This window comes from Flintibacter sp., assembly GCF_046973065.1.
Genome location: NZ_JBKVXZ010000029.1, coordinates 1 through 17004 on the forward strand (window position 1 = coordinate 1; position 17004 = coordinate 17004).

General features: G+C 48.6%; 14 protein-coding genes and 1 pseudogene. 13 read left to right on the forward strand and 2 right to left on the reverse strand.

The genetic code is table 11. From position 1 onward, the window contains the following. Positions 1-276: 276 nt before the first annotated feature. Positions 277-1173 carry a LysR family transcriptional regulator gene (locus ACLTXB_RS11030; RefSeq protein WP_428227017.1) on the reverse strand — a complete coding sequence of 299 codons (897 nt, stop codon included), beginning with the start codon at positions 1171-1173 and terminating at the stop codon, positions 277-279. A 163-nt stretch (positions 1174-1336) separates the two neighbouring features. On the opposite strand from ACLTXB_RS11030, the gene ACLTXB_RS11035 reads away from it, so the two are divergent. Genes ACLTXB_RS11035 through ACLTXB_RS11045 form a run of 3 tightly spaced genes read left to right on the forward strand, consistent with a single transcriptional unit; the run spans position 1337 to position 5446 of the window. After that, positions 1337-1786, forward strand: a complete 450-nt coding sequence (locus ACLTXB_RS11035; protein WP_008980022.1) for a MarR family winged helix-turn-helix transcriptional regulator — start codon at positions 1337-1339, stop codon at positions 1784-1786. A 16-nt stretch (positions 1787-1802) separates the two neighbouring features. Continuing rightward, positions 1803-3542: an ABC transporter ATP-binding protein gene (locus tag ACLTXB_RS11040; protein WP_428227018.1), complete on the forward strand. Its 1740-nt coding sequence runs from the start codon at positions 1803-1805 to the stop codon at positions 3540-3542. Between the two features lie 17 nt (positions 3543-3559). After that, complete coding sequence (locus ACLTXB_RS11045; protein ID WP_428227019.1) at positions 3560-5446, forward strand: ABC transporter ATP-binding protein; 1887 nt, start codon at positions 3560-3562, stop codon at positions 5444-5446. A gap of 56 nt (positions 5447-5502) precedes the next feature. Here ACLTXB_RS11045 and ACLTXB_RS11050 read toward each other — a convergent pair whose 3' ends face one another. Continuing rightward, positions 5503-6774 (reverse strand): DUF6198 family protein, encoded by a 1272-nt coding sequence (locus ACLTXB_RS11050; protein ID WP_428227020.1) that lies wholly within the window; start codon positions 6772-6774, stop codon positions 5503-5505. Positions 6775-6960: 186 nt separating this feature from the next. Between ACLTXB_RS11050 and ACLTXB_RS11055 the strand changes: the two genes are divergently transcribed. From ACLTXB_RS11055 to ACLTXB_RS11100, 10 genes and pseudogenes are all read left to right on the forward strand, one after another. Beyond that, entirely contained in the window at positions 6961-7506 is a 546-nt protein-coding gene (locus tag ACLTXB_RS11055; RefSeq protein WP_008980030.1) for a PadR family transcriptional regulator, read from the forward strand. 518 nt (positions 7507-8024) lie between these two features. After that, positions 8025-9191 carry a helix-turn-helix domain-containing protein gene (locus ACLTXB_RS11060; protein WP_298734226.1) on the forward strand — a complete coding sequence of 389 codons (1167 nt, stop codon included), beginning with the start codon at positions 8025-8027 and terminating at the stop codon, positions 9189-9191. Next, positions 9145-9471 (forward strand): hypothetical protein, encoded by a 327-nt coding sequence (locus ACLTXB_RS11065; protein WP_298734221.1) that lies wholly within the window; start codon positions 9145-9147, stop codon positions 9469-9471. The genes ACLTXB_RS11060 and ACLTXB_RS11065 overlap by 47 nt, the downstream gene beginning before the upstream one ends. 8 nt (positions 9472-9479) lie before the next feature. After that, the gene (locus tag ACLTXB_RS11070; RefSeq protein WP_298734219.1) at positions 9480-10895 is read left to right on the forward strand and encodes a hypothetical protein; all 1416 of its coding nucleotides are present in this window, start codon (positions 9480-9482) and stop codon (positions 10893-10895) included. After that, entirely contained in the window at positions 10879-11574 is a 696-nt protein-coding gene (locus ACLTXB_RS11075) for an ATP-binding cassette domain-containing protein (RefSeq protein WP_298734217.1), read from the forward strand. The genes ACLTXB_RS11070 and ACLTXB_RS11075 overlap by 17 nt, the downstream gene beginning before the upstream one ends. Positions 11575-11590: 16 nt before the next feature. Further along, positions 11591-11884 carry an autorepressor SdpR family transcription factor gene (locus tag ACLTXB_RS11080; protein WP_298734214.1) on the forward strand — a complete coding sequence of 98 codons (294 nt, stop codon included), beginning with the start codon at positions 11591-11593 and terminating at the stop codon, positions 11882-11884. Positions 11885-12800: 916 nt separating this feature from the next. Further along, positions 12801-13304 carry a hypothetical protein gene (locus tag ACLTXB_RS11085; RefSeq protein ID WP_428227021.1) on the forward strand — a complete coding sequence of 168 codons (504 nt, stop codon included), beginning with the start codon at positions 12801-12803 and terminating at the stop codon, positions 13302-13304. Positions 13305-13381: 77 nt separating this feature from the next. Further along, a complete protein-coding gene (locus tag ACLTXB_RS11090; RefSeq protein WP_428227022.1) occupies positions 13382-15019 on the forward strand; it encodes a recombinase family protein in 1638 nt (545 codons plus the stop codon). Between the two features lie 227 nt (positions 15020-15246). Continuing rightward, positions 15247-15384, forward strand: a pseudogene (locus ACLTXB_RS11095) (IS256 family transposase); the annotation flags it as partial. A gap of 358 nt (positions 15385-15742) precedes the next feature. Then, a complete protein-coding gene (locus ACLTXB_RS11100) occupies positions 15743-16933 on the forward strand; it encodes an IS256 family transposase (RefSeq protein WP_428227023.1) in 1191 nt (396 codons plus the stop codon). The last annotated feature ends 71 nt before the right edge of the window (positions 16934-17004 follow it).

A 17004-nucleotide genomic window follows, 5' to 3' on the forward strand; every position in this document is an offset into this window, starting at 1 on the left:
CGGCCGATCTGACTCAGATGCTGCACTTTGCCAATGCGGCTGCCTATCTGGTCACCACACGCCGTGGGGCGATCCGCTCCATGCCGGAGCGGGAGCAGGTATTGGCACTGCTGTGATTTGTCTGAGTTGATGTTCAAAAGCGGAACAGCTGCGCATCTTTGTTTGGAAAATTCAACACAAAACAATTACAGGCATCCGTTCTCAGAAAAAACTGAGACGGATGCCTGTTTTTTGTTGATGCCTGCTGCATGGGCGGGATGATTGCAGCACCAGTGGTCAGGAATCGGAACGGGTTTCTGGCTGCATGCTCTGACCAAGCAAGTTCAAAAAGTATTTCAGAATGGGATTGTGATCTCCGGGAAGACAAACCGCGCCGAAGGAGAGGAGCGGCGCATCCTTCATGGGGATGTATCGCAGTTTGGACAGTCTGGCATGGGGCAGGTCAGCCATGACTGCGAAGGCGTAGCCGGTCTCCACCAGGGCGGACACCACCTCCTGGTCGTCGCAGAAGAGCACCTCGCCGGGAGCCCGGCCTCCCACTACCTGGCCCTGGAAAGCAAACAGATCCGGGGGATAGGCGGGAGGGCGGCAAGTCGCAATACGGCCTGCGGATTGAAGCTCCTCAATCGACACCTCTTTTTTGTCAGCGAGAGGGTGGCTCTGGCTGCACACGCAGACTACCGGGCACTGAACCAGAGGGTAATACTTCAGCTTTTTTGGTACAGACTTGCGGAAGGAAAACATCAAATTGACATTTCGCTCAGTAAGCAGATTTTCGATGGAGTCAAAGGGCAGCAGCCGCAGTACAGGCAGAGCCTGGGGCTGAAGCTGGCGCAGCTGCTCCAGGGCGGGGCAGAGAATGTGGAGTTCCGTGGTGTTCCGGCAGCCGATGGCGATGCGGCGGAACACCTCCTCCTTGGATTCCTTCATCCGGGCTTTGGACAACCCGCTCAGTTTTAAGATCTCACCGGCATACTGCGTAAACAGAAACCCCTCCTGGGTCAGGCGCACGCTTTTACTGGTGCGGTGAAACAGTTTGACCTCCAGCTCATTTTCCAGGGTGTTGATCTGGTGGCTGACGGCAGGCTGGGTGATACGAAGCCGCTCTGCAGCCCGAGAGAAGTTCAAAACATTGGCTACTTCCATAAAACATTCCAGTTGTGTCGTATTCACCAAATCAGCTCCCTTAAAAATTTTCTTGTTGTTCAACAAACTTAATCTATAAAAATTTTTTATTAAATATAGCATATTTGAATTTCACACGCAAGCACATTTATGGTATAAACATTACGCAGCGAAACAGTTTCACTTCAAACAAATGAAATGAGGCAACATTATGGCAGAACTTGATCGGGAACAAATCCTGAGAGACAATCGCCGCATCTGCATTCAAATGGAGCAGTGGGCCAATGCTTCTCTGGCGCACAGAGAGCTGACCGCCATACAGGCTCAGATCCTGATGTACATCTTAAGCCGTTCGGAGCAGGGGACCTCTCTGACAGCCATCCACCAGGAGTTCGGAGGCTCCATGGCCGCCCTGTCCAGCATGGTAAAGCGGCTGAAGGAGAAGGGGTATGTGCGGGTAGAGCAGTGTGCCGGGGATGACCGGCGCAAGCTCCTGTTTGCCACGGAGAAGGCAAAGAAAACGGAAGAATTTCTTTGCCGCACCACCCGCCAGATTCGGCAGAGGCTGTACGCTTGTTTTTCCCAGGAGGAGTTAGCCACTTTGGATCGCCTGCAAAAAAAGATGCTGGGCAACCTGTCCCTACTAATTCAACAACCATAAGGAGGTATCAAAAGCTATGAGAACGGTACTGCGCCAGCTTGGCCAATACAAGCGAGATGCATTTTTCTGCATTGGATTGACCAGTCTGGAAGTGATCATGGAGATCCTTCTCCCCTTTATTACCGCGATCATCATTGACGAGGGTTTGGAAAAGGCCAATCTCTCCGTGGTATACCGCTACGGGGCATTGATGGTGGTCATGGCCTTTTTCAGTCTGATCTTCGGTGCAACCGCGGGCAAATTTGCGGCCAGCGCATCCGCTGGCTTTGCTGCTAACCTACGGGAATCCATCTATTCCAACATTCAGACCTTCTCCTTTTCCAACATTGATAAGTTCAGCGTGCCTGGACTGGTTACCCGTATGACCACCGATATCACCAACGTGCAAAATGCATTTATGATGATTATCCGCGTGGCGGTACGCTCCCCGCTGTCCTTTGTGTTCAGCTACATTATGTGTCTGATCATCAGCCCCAAGCTCAGCCTTACCTTCCTGCTGGCCGTTATTTTCTTGATCGTGGTCCTGGGAAGCATCATGGTGGCGACGATGAAGATCTTTAACCAGGTATTCCGTAAGTACGACGATCTGAATGCCAGTGTGCAGGAGAATATCTCTGCCATCCGGGTGGTAAAGGCTTTTGTCCGGGAGGACTATGAAAACGAGAAGTTCTCCAAGGCATCCTCCAACCTCTACCGCATGTTTGTCAAGGCTGAGGGTTTGCTGGCATTCAATAACCCCGCTATGATGACCGCCGTTTACTTCTGTATCATCATGATCTCCTGGCTGGGCTCTCACTTCATTGTGGGAGGCAGCATGAGCTCCGGCGATCTCACCAGCCTGTTCAGCTATGTCATGTCCCTTCTTATGAGCCTGATGATGCTGTCCATGGTGGTGGTTATGATCTCCATGTCCATGGCTAGTATCCGCCGTATCAGTGAGGTGCTGGAGGAGACCCCCGACCTGCACAACCCGGAAAAGCCTGTGATGGAAGTGGCTGACGGCTCTATCGATTTTGACCATGTCAACTTCTCTTATAAGCACGGCAGCGGAAAGAGCGTGCTGTCCGACATTGATCTGCACATCAAGGCCGATGAGACCATCGGTGTCATCGGCGGTACCGGTGCCGGCAAGAGCAGCCTGGTAAACCTTATCTGCCGGCTGTACGATGTGGATGATGGTGCGGTCAAAGTAGGCGGCCTGGATGTGCGGCAGTACGACATGGAAGCTCTTCGTAATCAGGTGTCAGTAGTGCTGCAGAAAAACACCCTGTTCTCCGGTACCATTCTGGATAACCTGCGTTGGGGCAATCCCGATGCTACGGAAGAAGAATGCGTCGCCGCCTGTCAGGCAGCTTGTGCCGATGAGTTTATTGACCGCTTCCCTGACGGTTACCATACCCATATTGAGCGGGGCGGCGCCAATGTGTCCGGCGGTCAGAAGCAGCGGCTGTGTATTGCACGGGCTCTGCTGAAAAAGCCCAAGGTTCTCATCCTGGATGATTCCACTTCTGCGGTGGACACAGCCACCGACGCAAAGATCCGCGCGGCCTTTGCCCAGCGCATTCCGGGCACAACCAAGATCATCATTGCCCAGCGCATCTCCAGCGTGGAGCATGCCGACCGCATTCTGGTGCTGGACAACGGCCACATCGACGGCTTTGATACCCATGAACGCCTGTTGGAGACCAATGCCATCTACCGGGAGATCTATGACTCTCAGGTCCAGGGCGGCGGCGACTTCGACCAGCCTGCGTGAAAGGAGGACACCCTGCTATGAATCCTAAAATGAACCGAGGCAACCCGACCCAGGTGCTCAACCGGGTGCTGCGGTATATGCTTCGCTACTATAAATTCCAATTTCTGCTGGTGGTCCTGTGTATCCTGGTCTCTGCCACGGCCAATGTAAGCGGCACCAGCTTTCCTCAGACCTTGATCGATGACTATGTCGTTCCCATGCTCAACAGCGGTTCTACCGACTTCAGCGGGCTGTGGCAGGCAGTTGTCCGGCTGAGCTGTTTGCTGGCGCTGGGCGTGGTTGCATCCTACGGCTATAACCGCATCATGGTCACCATCAGCCAGGGCACGATGCGGCACCTGCGTGATGACCTGTTCCACCGCATGGAGGCACTGCCCATTAAATATTTTGATACCCATTCCCATGGCGACATTATGTCGGTATATACCAATGATATTGATACGCTGCGCCAGCTTATGAGCCAGAGTATCCCTCAGGTAATTAACTCTGTCGTTACCATGTTGGCCACGCTGGTTGTCATGCTGCGCCTGAATCCGACGCTCACCATTATTTCTGTTCTGACCGCCGTGGTCATGATCACCGTGACCACCAACTTTTCCAAGCTGTCCGGCAAATACTATGTCCAGCAGCAGAAAAATCTGGGTATTGTGGACGGCTTTATCGAGGAGATGCTGGACGGGCAGAAGGTGGTCAAGGTGTTCTGCCACGAGCAGGCTGCCAAAGAAGATTTCCACAAGATCAACGAGGCTCTGCGGGAGAGTGCAGATAAGGCCAACCGCTATGCTAACCTCCTTATGCCGGTCAACGGCAATATTGGCTGGCTGAGCTATGCGTTGGTAGCAATCATAGGTGCGATTCTGGGTATCAACGGGATGGCCGGAGTTACCCTGGGCACAGTGATTGTCTTTGTGGGCCTGAACAAGAGCTTTACTCAGCCGATCACCCAGGTGAGCATGCAGATCAACTTTGTGGTCACTGCTGCCGCCGGTGCCTCCCGTGTCTTTGATCTTATGGATCAAGAGCCGGAGAAGGACGAGGGCTATGTGGAGCTGGTCAACGCCAAAGAGAATGCCAATGGACAGCTCTCTGAGAGCACCCAGCGCACCAATGTCTGGGCTTGGAAGCATCCCCACAAGGCGGATGGCACCATCACCTATGCTCGCCTGGAGGGCGGCGTGGTCTTTGACGGAGTGGACTTCGGTTACGACGAAAACAAACTGGTCCTCCATGACATCAGTCTGTGGGCCAAACCGGGGCAGAAGATCGCGTTTGTCGGCGCCACCGGTGCAGGCAAGACGACCATTACCAACCTGATCAACCGCTTTTACGATATTGCCGACGGTAAGATCCGCTATGACGGCATCAACATCAACAAGATCAAAAAGCCGGATCTGCGCAGCTCGTTGGGCATCGTTCTTCAGGATACCCACCTGTTTACCGGTACAGTACTGGAAAACATTCGTTACGGCAACCTGGATGCCACCGATGAGGAGTGTAAGACGGCGGCGAAGCTGGCCAACGCCGACGGATTTATCCGCCGTCTGCCGGATGGATATGACACCATGCTCACCGGAGATGGCGCCAACCTGTCCCAGGGCCAGCGGCAACTTATCGCCATTGCCCGTGCAGCCGTGGCTGACCCGCCGGTGCTTATTTTGGACGAGGCAACTTCTTCTATCGATACCCGTACCGAGAAGCTGGTGCAGGACGGTATGGATGCTCTGATGTGTGGGCGTACCACCTTTGTCATTGCCCACCGTTTGTCCACCGTGCGCAACGCCGACTGCATCATGGTCATGGACCAGGGACGCATTATCGAGCGGGGCACCCATGATGAACTCATTGAAAAGAAGGGTACCTACTACCGTTTGTACACCGGAAACTTTGCGGAAGAGCCCGCTTAAGCAGAATAAAACCAAAACCCGTGGTTGTCCCAGTTGGGACGGCCACGGGTTCTTTTTTAATTCTGCATTTGCTGAAAGGATTGGGCAATCAGTTCCTGAGCCCGAGCTTCTCCCAAAGAGGTATCGATACACAGATGATAATTCCAGGCTACACCCCAGGTGCGGTTTGTATAGTACTGGTAGTAGGCTGCGCGGGTACGGTCGGTTTGACGCAGACGACGGCGGGCTTCTTTTTCCTCAAAGCCCTCGGTGCGCATCAGACGCTGTACCCGATACTCCAACGGAGCGTGAAGGAAGATGCGCAGGCAGCGAGCCCGACCTTTCAGTACCACGTCGGCGCATCGGCCCACAATAACACAGTTTCCTTTCTCGGCTGCCTGGCGCATGACCTGAGCCTCTGCTTCAAAAATGGTGTCGGTAGGAGCGGGGGTCTGCTCGGAGTAACCGTACATCTCGCTGGCCAGGTCGTGGAGCAGAGCGCCGGAGATTTTTTCCTCCCGTTGGGATATAAATTCCTGGGAATAGCCGGTGGAACCTACCGCCATCTGGATGATTTCCCGATCATAGAAGGGGAGACCAAGCTGCTGGGCCAGGGCCTGGCCGATATCGTGGCCGCCGCTGCCATATTGCCGGTCAATGACTACGCATACGGTTTGTTCCGGCGCTGCCGTATCCTCCTGGGGGGCTTTGGTTTTACCAAACAGCACTCGAGGTAAAATTTCCAGCTTTCGTCCCATGAGACGGGCAATAAAGCCCACCAGGATAGCAGCTGCCACAGTGCCTTCCCGTACACCGTTAAGCTGGCCCTGGAATACAAAGGATAGTACGGCAGCAATGACTGTCATGGAGACATCAAATACGACCTTGGTTATACCAAATTCCGTCTTCCAACGGAATACCACGGCCCGAACAAAGGATTCTCCGGGGAGCATTACTACGTCGGCGATGACTTCCAAGAATACGCCAAACCCCAAAATGACACAGCCAATGAGCAAATCTACCACCTTAATCGGATAGGCTTGAGGCTGAACAAAGGCAAGTAGTGCCATACACAAATCAATAAAGTAGCCAAAGGCAATGGACACCGGGATCTGAAGCAAGTGTTCTGGCTTGAAATTCCGTTGTAGGATAACCAGCTGCAGAAAGATCAGCAGCAGACTGAAGATAATTGTGAACTCGCCCAGTGTGAGGGGAAAGTTCAGGCTGAATACGTAGGGGATAGAAGAGATAGGGGAGGTGCCCAAATCCGCCTTTGTGATCAGGCTCACACCCAAAGAGTTGATAAATAATCCAATAAGAAAAACCAGATATCGCTTTGCTTTTTCCATGCGCATTTCTCCCGTTTTAATTTTGTGTGCTGCTTTGGCAACAACACAATGCCATTCCAGATTAACACTCCTGCTCGAACATGTCAATATTGACATGTTCGAGCAGGAGTGTTTTCTCTTGCCTTTTTTTATGTTTGTGGTATGATACTGGCAAGTGTGATTTTTAAGAAATTGAGGTGATCTGCCTTGGGAACTCTGGGTTATGCCATTTTAGGGTTACTCCATCGCCGGAGCATGACAGGCTACGAGCTGTCCAAGGAGTTTGAGTCAGGCTTGTTTGAGGTTTGGAGTGCTAAGCACAGCCAGATATACCCTGAACTCAAGAGCTTGTATGAAGCTGGGCTTATCGACTATCAGGTGGAGATATCCGGCACAGTACTGGAGAAAAAAGTGTATACCATTACCTCTGACGGAGAGCAGATGCTCCGGAAATGGGTACAGGACTCCAGTGCTGCACCTCAGACCCCGAAGGATGAATTTCGGCTGCGGCTGTTTTTCTCTGACTGTGCCTCTGCAAATAATCGCAGACAGCAGTTGGAGAACCGACTGGCACAGCATCGGCAGCGCCTGGAACGGCTCGAGAAGGATCAAGACAAGTTTGATGGAATCCCGCCTCAGGATGACCAAGCGTTCAACGACTATCTGGTTTTGTTAGGGGGAATTTTCCGGGAACAGGCCGCCTGCCAATGGTTGGAGACCTGTCTGGAGCTATGCCGGCAAAGAGAAGAATAATCCGAATTACCAAGCAAAAGCGAAATATGTGGTGCTGACACATAGAAGGAAAAAGAGGGACACGACGTATAGATGGGTGGCCATAAAACAGTAATCCACGAAAATTACTACTTATGGCATCTGTCAGGCAGGATTGGTTAAAAATGAACAGGCACTACCAAGGTGAAAATCTTGGCGGTGCCTGTTTTTCATTTGTAATCAACAAACTTCCGTTGGGATAAGGTTGGAACTGATCCAGAAGCAACTTCTTGAGAGCAATCCAGCTCCAGACAAGGCAACAAATCAGATGGCTTGGGCACAACACATGAACATGGTCAAGGCGTAGGCTGAAGAAATCATCTTTACCGAACTAATCTACACAGAAAGACCAGCTTATCATCATTGGTGAGCCCGGTCTTTCTGTGGAATGACAAACAAAATGTTTCTCAGCAAGCAACTTAATCAACCAATGTTGCTTATGATTCCATTGTTTTACAAAATTCTGATTCGTATAATAATAGCGAAAGGGGGCGGAGCCATTGAAAGAACTAAAAATTGGCGAGAAGATCATCGAGTGCAGACGTCAGCAGGGCATTACGCAGGATGATTTAGCCCAATATATGGGCGTTTCCAAAGCTTCAGTATCAAAATGGGAAACTTCAACTTCATATCCTGACATTACATTGCTGCCACGGATTGCCTCGTATTTCAGTATCACGGTTGATGAACTACTCGGATATGAGCCGCAGATGTCTAAACGGCAGATTCGATCCAGTATTCAGCAATTATCGCAGAATTTTTTGTCAGAACCCTTTGTAACAGCAAAGCAAAAATGTGTTGAGCTGACACAAAAATACTATTCTTGTTTTCCCCTGCTGTATCAAATTGGTAGTTTGTATATGTCGCATAGCGGCATGGTTCAAGATCAGAAATGCGCATCCATACTGTTGACCGATGCAATCGACCTATTTAGGCGCATACAAAAGCATGCAGATGAAATTGACCTTAAAAAGCAGGCACGCAGTATGGAAGCCATGTGTCTGTTATATCTGAATCGCTCTGATGAAGCACTCGAATTGTTGGGTGAGCCTGACTTTTCTTTTACTTCGGATGAACCGATTTTTGCCAGTGCCTATCGACGTTCCGGAGAAATAAAAAAGGCCAAAGGAATCTTGCAGGTTGGCCTGTATCAGCATGTTGTGGTGATGATGAACCTTCTTGCCAGTTATCTTGGTGTGGTTGCGGATGAACCCGAAAAGTTTAACGAAACACAATCAAAAGCATATGCATTGATTGATGCTTTTTCTCTTGAAACACTGCATCCGGCTATTGTGTTCCCATTCTATCTGGCAGTTGCACAATGCTATGCAAAACAGAGAAATTCTGAAAAAACGATAGAAGTATTAAAAAAATACACTCATTTAGCCACAAGTAAAATCTATCCGATTCAGTTTCATGGCGATCCCTATTTTGACCTGATGGATTTGTGGTTCGACGAAAATCTGACGCTTGGGCACATGATGGTTCGCAGTGAGCAGGCAATTAAAGATAGTATAGCGAGTTCAGTTTTAGACAATCCGATATTCGCTGAATTAAAAGATGATAACCGCTTTTTTGAAATCTCACATAAATTGAGCCAACTTAGAAAGGAAGTAAAAAATGATTCGCAACGCATTAAAGAAACTTCTCGGTGGGAATTATACTGAAAACAATGAAAAACTTGCTATCCTGAATTTTGCGATTGTAATCTTGATGTTCGTGGTTTCAGGGATCATGCTGTTTGTTCTGCCTCCGGAAATCTCTATTTTACAGTCTGGAGGTACTTATTATCCCATCCCAAGTGTCCTGGGCGTATGGCTGTTTCCCGTGATTTCACTTCTGATCAATATGCTTCTCATCAAGCAGAAAAGATTATCTAAGATGAATACGGTCATCTTTGCATTGCTCTTTGTTGTGATGATGGCTGCATATTGCATGAATCTTTAAGAAGTCTTATGACGGACAAAACACTGTTGAAAATCCTTACCAAACGAAAGCCATCTATTATTTTCTCTGTCTCCGGGCTGATTGCAGGAATCTATGCAGGATTTATGGTTTGGTATGCCCTGAAGACGTATATTCCCGGTCCACTCCATACACATCTTTCTTATCTTGCCGTAATCGTGCTTGGAATCAGTGCATTTATTGCGGTTTATCAAATTCCCGATCTTCTGTTTGCCAATGAGAAGATTGAGCATGTACTGCCCCTTCCCATCGACAGCGGTACGGTGATTTTTGTGCTTTTGAAAAAAGTGATCTGCCTACAGGCAGAACTCTGCATAGCGGTCTATTGGGCAGGATTTCTCTTTTGTTTCAGAAACGCTCTGGCTGTCAGTTTCGCCGTTCTTTATTGCTTGATAATGTTGGTTTCTCTTAATCTGCTTGTATTTTTACTGTCTGTAGCGATTGGAACAATTACCCCACATCGGTCTGTTGGATATGTTTTTCTTGTTCTCCAATTTGCAGGACCTATTGTCTTGCTGCTGGATGCCGGTGCGGGAATGACTATGGTCCCTATGCTGACCAGCCGTTCTGTTACACTGATTCTATGCAGTTCACTGACCATAGCCGCAGGTACACTTTTCGTCGCTGCCCGACTGCGGACAAAGATCAACGCTTGCTATCTGCTTGCATACCAGAATGTACAAGGATTTCAGCGCAAAAACAGTATGGTTCATAGCAGAAATTGTCTTGTGCGAAATCCATACTCTTTCCTTGAGTGGAAGCGTGTTACCAGAAATAAGGCACTGCTATTTTTCTCAAACATCAAAAATATCATAACGGTATTGCTGCTGACAGGCTTGCTGTCCAAAAAACTTCTGGGGGCTGAGCTTCTTGTCCCGTATCAGATCGAGATTCTTTTGCTGGTGTCCTGCGCAGCCGTCAATACAGTGTCCAGTACAGCGTATTCAAGCGATGGGAATCGTACATTTTATGCGTTCCTTCCGATTTCTTCCCAGAAGATGTTCTATTGGAAAACGCTTCATGGTTTTCTATGGGGAGAGGTGACGATCTTGCTGTTCTGGGCCGCTACCCTCATATTCAGAAAGATCTCACTCCCAGATGCAATTCTGTTATTGCTGTATGGAACGATCATAAACTATGTATGTGTCTGGCTCGGCGTTCTGTTTGACTTCAAAATGCCCCGAACCGCCAATAGCACAAATGAGCTGTTACACGGAAATCTCAGCAAGTTTTATGTTTTGATTGCGGTTTTGGTTTTGACGGTGATCGAGATTAATCTATGGCAAAAATATTGTACGGGGATCTCCCTGATACTCTTTGTTACTCTGTGCGGGGTCGTTCTTATTTTTCTTGAGATCGCTTATTCGTGCCGTACAGGAGGTGAACTGAATGATAGAAGTGATTGAGCTCGGGAAATCCTATTCTCGCAGAAAGATTTTAGAAAAGGTTTCTTTCTCGCTGACGGATTCCTGTATTTACGCTCTGGTTGGCAGAAATGGAACTGGTAAAACGACGCTGCTGACATCTATGGTCGAGGCATCTTTCAAGGATTTCGGTATTGTAAAAATTGATGGAATTCCTCATCACCAAATGCAGGCAAGAGAGCATTTATTTTATGTGCCGGATGATAAAGGAATGTTTTTGAACCTCACCGGTGAAGAATACCTGAAATTTATTGTAAAGCTTTATCATCGGACAGAAGACAATATTCTCCCCCAGATAGAGGAATTATCGCAAGCTCTTCATATGGAGGATAGCTTACATGACTATATTGCAAACTATTCCCTTGGAATGAAGCAGAAAATTTATATGATGGCGGCATTCCTATCAGGTGCGAAGAATTTGATTTTGGATGAACCCTTTAATGGACTGGATCCAGAAAGCACAGCCGTATTAAAAAGACTGCTGACGGAGTACCGAGATCGGGGAAGTATGATTTTATTTTCAATTCACAATCTGGATCTTGTGTCAAACTTTTGTGATCGGATTATTTTCCTCGACAAGAATAGAAAAATCTCCATGACAGATAACGCCAAAAACTTTGAAGAACTGGAAAAGCTCTTTTTTGAAAAGTGTGTAGAGTAAAATAGAGGAGCACAGAATGTCGCTACAATGCAAATTAAAAGCGCTTGCCGATCCTATACGAGCAGAGATACTCTGTATGCTCAAAAACGGCAGAATGTCTGCGGGAGAAATTTGCAATCATTTTCCCGTTACGGACGCATCTGTTTCCAGGCATTTAGCTGTCTTAAACTCAGCAAACCTTCTCCAACGGACAAGGCAAGGTAATCATATCTTTTACCAATTAAATACATCGTCTTTGGATGAAATTATAGGCTGGCTCGAAGATGTACTCCATAGCACTTCATATGAATCAAAGAATACTGATATTTGAAAAGGCGTAGGGAAAATTCGGTGGACTTAACCAAATCGCCCTAATAGATCCTGATTCGATATCAGCCAAAGATTACAGGAGAACTAAGCCAACAACGCAGTTGTTGTTCGAAGGGGTTTGGGGATGTTGCCCCAACAAGCATTTTGCGCAGCTGACGAATAGGCAGATGTGCAAAATTCAGTAAACCTGTACAGGTTTGCATTGCTTGCCAATTTGTGAGAAACCATCTGCATGAGAATTCGCTTCCAAGTTAATACCAAGTTGTTTCCGGTTACTTCGCCGCAAGTTGCGGCAAAGTAAATGGGTAGAGGGCTTCCGTTTTTTCGGAGGCCCTCTTTTTTATGCCTGCTCATCCACTCAGCTATTCAAATAGCTTTATCCCAATCGAGTATAAAGTGGAACTACAAAATTATTTCCAACTTGGGAATTTATTAAAACGGTTCAGTTATTGGCAAGCAATGCAAAGTGGTACCACTTTGCTAATTTACAGAAATCTTGCGTTGCACATTTTTGTAAATTGCTTGTTGGGGAAGCATCCCAATCCCCTTGAACGACACCTTATGGTGTCGGCTACGCAATCGTTTCGATTGCTTTTTCTAAAGCAGAACATGAATTTTCCCGACAAGTTGTCAGGAAATATAAACGAATTTTAGCTTACGGCCGCTTTCTCAGAAATTAAAATACTTGCCAAATCCTTCCGTATCGTGTAGAATAAAGTCAAAATTGAATAGTTTAATTTTCAAACATATTGTGGGTACCATCCCGCTTGGCTCTGATCGTAAATCAGAGTATTTGCTTTTACCATTTGAGTATAAGGCTGTTACATAACACATCTGCTGCGTTTGCAAGACAGGTGCGTTTTGTGGCAGCCTTTTTTTGCTGCCTTCCTTCAAAAAATGAAAGTGAGGAAGTAAATATGAATGAACAAAAAGATTTGAACTTTGATGTTTCAAAAGAAGGACTGGATGCACTTTCAGACAAATTCGTACTGCCTGAGTGGTTTCAGTACATGACCGAAGAAGAATGGGATACCTGGATGACTCAGCAGAAATTTCCTGACAATATGGAGGAACTGCAAGCCTGGCTGGATTCTCTGGAACCTCCTTATGATGTTGCAGAATGGATGCACCAGATGAAGCAGGACGATTCGGGAAAAGTCTATGTCCAGTCTGAACTCTACTGTAAAATCGACTGCACAACCGAAAACCAAAGAAATGTTTCCTACACAGTTGACGAGAATGGAGCTCTGCACAGCTGGAATATTTCTGCTTATCAGATTCCTGAGCTGTGCATTACGGAAGAAATTGCCGGAACGGTTTACACAGTCACTGGCAGCTTCGAGGGAACACAAAATTTGCTGCGTAAGTTGGAACGAATTTCTGCGAAGCAGATGGCGGAAGAGTGGGAGGCACAAGCATGACAAACGAGAAAAGTTATGTTAATATCATAGCAACCAACCCTGTACTGGCAGTTGCTCCCCAAAAGGAGGAAACGGAAATGTTTGGAGCAACCGATAAAATTACAGCCCTGTATTGCAGACTTTCCCAGGAAGATGAGAGGGCCGGCGAATCCCTCTCCATTGAGAATCAAAAAAGCATCCTGCTTTCGTATGCCCGAGATCACCACATGACGAACCCGGTGTTCTTTGTGGACGACGGCTATTCCGGCACCAACTTTGAGCGCCCCGGCTTTCAGGAGATGCTGACCCAGATCGAGGCGGGCCAGGTAGCCAACTGCATCGTCAAGGATCTGTCCCGCCTGGGCCGAAACTCCGCCATGACGGGCCTTTACACCACCTTAACCTTTCCTAAGTATGGAACCCGTTTTATCGCTATCAACGATAACTTTGACAGCGCAGATCCCAACAGCGTGAACAACGATTTTGCCGGGATTAAGAACTGGTTCAACGAGTTTTACGCCCGTGACACCAGCCGCAAGATCCGTGCTGTTCAGAAGTCCAAAGGCGAAAAAGGTATCCCTCTGACAGTCAATGTTCCCTATGGCTATGTGAAAGATCCCAATGACCCTCACCACTGGATCATCGACCCGGAAGCCGCACTTGTGGTGAAGAATATCTTCACTATGTGCATGGAGGGCCGTGGCCCGTCTCAGATTGCAAATCAACTGCGAGCGGATCAGGTGCTTACTCCCACCGCTTACAAGAAGCAGCAGGGCCGTGAAACACCTCATCCCCTGCCGGAAAATCCCTACAAATGGTCTGACAGTTCTGTGGTCAACATCCTGGAACGCCGGGAGTACACCGGCTGCACGGTGAATTTCAAGACCTTCACCAATTCCATCTGGGACAAAAAGCAAAGGGAAAATCCGCTGGAAAATCAAGCCGTGTTCCCAGACACCCATGAGCACATCATTGAGGACGATGTGTTTGAAAAGGTGCAGGAGATCCGGCAGCAGCGTCACCGCATGACCCGCAGCGGAAGAACCAGTATGTTTTCCGGTCTGGTGTTCTGCGCCGACTGCGGCGCAAAGATGTATTACGGTGCCACCAACAATTACAAGCCGCAGAATGCATTCTTCGACTGCTCCCTGCACTGGAAGGATAAGGAAAAGTGTGGTACCCACTATATCCGGGAATCTGTTCTGGAGCGCCTGGTGCTGCACCACATCCAGATGGTGACCGAATATATCCTGCACCATAGGGACTACTTCGTGTCCGCCATGGGTCAGCAAATGCGGCTGGAGAGCACTGAAAAGATCCAGATTAGTCGGAAGAAGCTGGAACGCAGCCAGAAGCGCATCACAGAGCTAAAACGGCTGTTCATCAAAATATATGAGGATAATGCAGCTGGACGGCTCAGCGATGACCGTTTTGATATGATGAGTCAGAGCTACGAAGCGGAGCAGAAACAGCTGGAAGAAGAGGCACAGACCTTACAGCAGGAAATTGAAGTACAGGAACGACAGCATGAGAACATTGAGCTCTTCATCCAGAAGGCTGATAAGTATGTGGGCATCGAGAAGCTGACGCCTTACGCCTTGCGAGAGCTGATCCAGGGAATCTATGTGGAAGCCCCGGACAAGTCCTCCGGCAAGCGCAGACAAAGCATCCACATTAAGTATGATGGTATCGGATTCATCCCTCTGGACGAGCTTATAAACGGAAAAACGGCGTGACCGAAGTCACGCCGTTCTCTGAGAACCACAGGTTCTCGCATTTTTTGAATTTTACTGTTTTACGACCACCGAGCAATGTCGTGTCCCTCTTTTTGAAACAGGAAACCGTTTTGAGGACGTTCAGCAGATAAGGTAGAATAAGTTTCGCAAAAACAAAAAGAGACATGGCTTGCAGATCTCTGGTAGAATGAAGTCGCGACACACCATTCGAAAGGAGACAGCAAACCATGTCGGAAAAGATTGTACAGCTAAACGAAGAAGTTATCAAGGGCCAACTCAAGGAACTTGTGCGTGGAAGTGTAGAAGAAACGCTCAACGAGCTGTTGGAGGCCGAAGCAGAGAAGTTGACCCAAGCGGCACGGTACGCTCTAATGCTCCAGCAGTTTCATTTAGTAAGGGAAGAATACAGTGAACAGGAGACTGAAGCACTGATCCAAGTTGTGTAATCCGTTATTGCCGCATTCCGGCAAAGAACATCGTGGAAATCAGATGACCATATAAAATAAAAACAGAGCCTGCTGATCCCCTTTGTTGGGGAAAAGCAGGCTCTGTGCGTCAAGTGTCAACTTATTGCTTCACATCATTTTCAGTTGTACCACATTGATGGTCACAGTTTGATTCGGTCATGTAGAATAAGTTTCGCAAAAACAAAAAGCGACATGGTTTGCAGATCTCTGGTAGAATGAAGTCGCGACACCACCATTCGAAAGGAGATAGCAAACCATGTCGGAAAAGATTGTACAGCTAAACGAGGAAGTAATCAAGGGGCAGCTCAAGGAACTTGTACGCGGAAGCGTAGAGGAAACCCTCAACGAACTGCTGGAGGCCGAGGCGGAGAAGCTAACCCAGGCGGCCCGGTACGAGCGTAACGAGCAGCGCCAGGGCTACCGCAGCGGCCACTACAACCGTAACCTTACCACCACTTCCGGGAATGTCACTCTCAAGGTACCTAAGCTCAAAGGAATATCCTTTGAAACTGCCATCATTGAACGGTATCGCCGCCGGGAGAGCAGTGTGGAAGAGGCTCTTATTGAAATGTACCTGGCAGGTGTATCCGTCCGGCGTGTGGAGGACATCACCGAGGCCCTGTGGGGCAGCAAGGTCTCTCCCTCCACCATCAGTGAGCTGAATAAGAAAGCGTATGTCCACATTGAAGATTGGCGGAACCGTCCTCTGCAAGGTGGGCGGTATCCGTATGTCTATGTGGATGGGATTTATCTGCGCCGCAACTGGGGCGGAGAATTTGAAAATGTAGCCATTCTTGTGGCAATTGCAGTCAATGAGGACGGATATCGTGAGGTTCTGGGCGCCGCTGAGGGTATGAAGGAGGATAAGGCCAGCTGGGTCAGCTTCTTTCAATGGCTCCGCGGGCGTGGCCTGGACGGAGTGAAACTCATTGTTGGCGACAAGTGTCTTGGTATGTTGGAAGCCGTGGGAGAGGTGTTTCCTGAGGCCAAATACCAACGGTGTACCGTCCACTTTTACCGCAATGTATTCTCAGTCACGCCTCGCTCCAAAGTGAAACTGGTGGCTAAGATGCTCAAGGCGATCCATGCTCAAGAGAGCAAGAAAGCTGCCCGTGAAAAAGCTAAGGCCGTAGTGGAGGAACTGCGCTCTATGAAACTGAAGGAGGCCGCTAAGAAGGTGGAGAGTGGCATTGAAGAAACCCTGACTTATTGCGATTTTCCCAGCGAACACTGGACCCGTATTCGTACCAACAACGTGATTGAGAGGCTAAACAGGGAGATCCGCCGCCGCACCCGTGTTGTTGGCAGCTTCCCGGACGGCAACTCTGCTCTCATGCTGGTCTGTGCCCGGCTCCGCCATGTGGCCGGCACACAGTGGGGCAACAAGAAATACATGAACATGAAGCATCTGGAGGCTGCCGTTGAGGATACCTCCATTGCTGGCTGACTTCATTTACAACAGAGGCTGCGAACTAAAGTGCGAAAAATTCTTGACACGACCCGACCTTTGATTCTGAT

Coding starts and splice junctions, on each gene's coding strand:
- ACLTXB_RS11035 (WP_008980022.1), top strand. CDS start 1,337: ATGGCAGAACTTGATCGGGAACAAATCCTGAGAGACAATCGCCGCATC.
- ACLTXB_RS11040 (WP_428227018.1), top strand. CDS start 1,803: ATGAGAACGGTACTGCGCCAGCTTGGCCAATACAAGCGAGATGCATTT.
- ACLTXB_RS11045 (WP_428227019.1), top strand. CDS start 3,560: ATGAATCCTAAAATGAACCGAGGCAACCCGACCCAGGTGCTCAACCGG.
- ACLTXB_RS11050 (WP_428227020.1), bottom strand. CDS start 6,774: ATGGAAAAAGCAAAGCGATATCTGGTTTTTCTTATTGGATTATTTATC.
- ACLTXB_RS11065 (WP_298734221.1), top strand. CDS start 9,145: ATGATTCGCAACGCATTAAAGAAACTTCTCGGTGGGAATTATACTGAA.
- ACLTXB_RS11070 (WP_298734219.1), top strand. CDS start 9,480: ATGACGGACAAAACACTGTTGAAAATCCTTACCAAACGAAAGCCATCT.
- ACLTXB_RS11075 (WP_298734217.1), top strand. CDS start 10,879: ATGATAGAAGTGATTGAGCTCGGGAAATCCTATTCTCGCAGAAAGATT.
- ACLTXB_RS11080 (WP_298734214.1), top strand. CDS start 11,591: ATGTCGCTACAATGCAAATTAAAAGCGCTTGCCGATCCTATACGAGCA.
- ACLTXB_RS11085 (WP_428227021.1), top strand. CDS start 12,801: ATGAATGAACAAAAAGATTTGAACTTTGATGTTTCAAAAGAAGGACTG.
- ACLTXB_RS11090 (WP_428227022.1), top strand. CDS start 13,382: ATGTTTGGAGCAACCGATAAAATTACAGCCCTGTATTGCAGACTTTCC.
- ACLTXB_RS11100 (WP_428227023.1), top strand. CDS start 15,743: ATGTCGGAAAAGATTGTACAGCTAAACGAGGAAGTAATCAAGGGGCAG.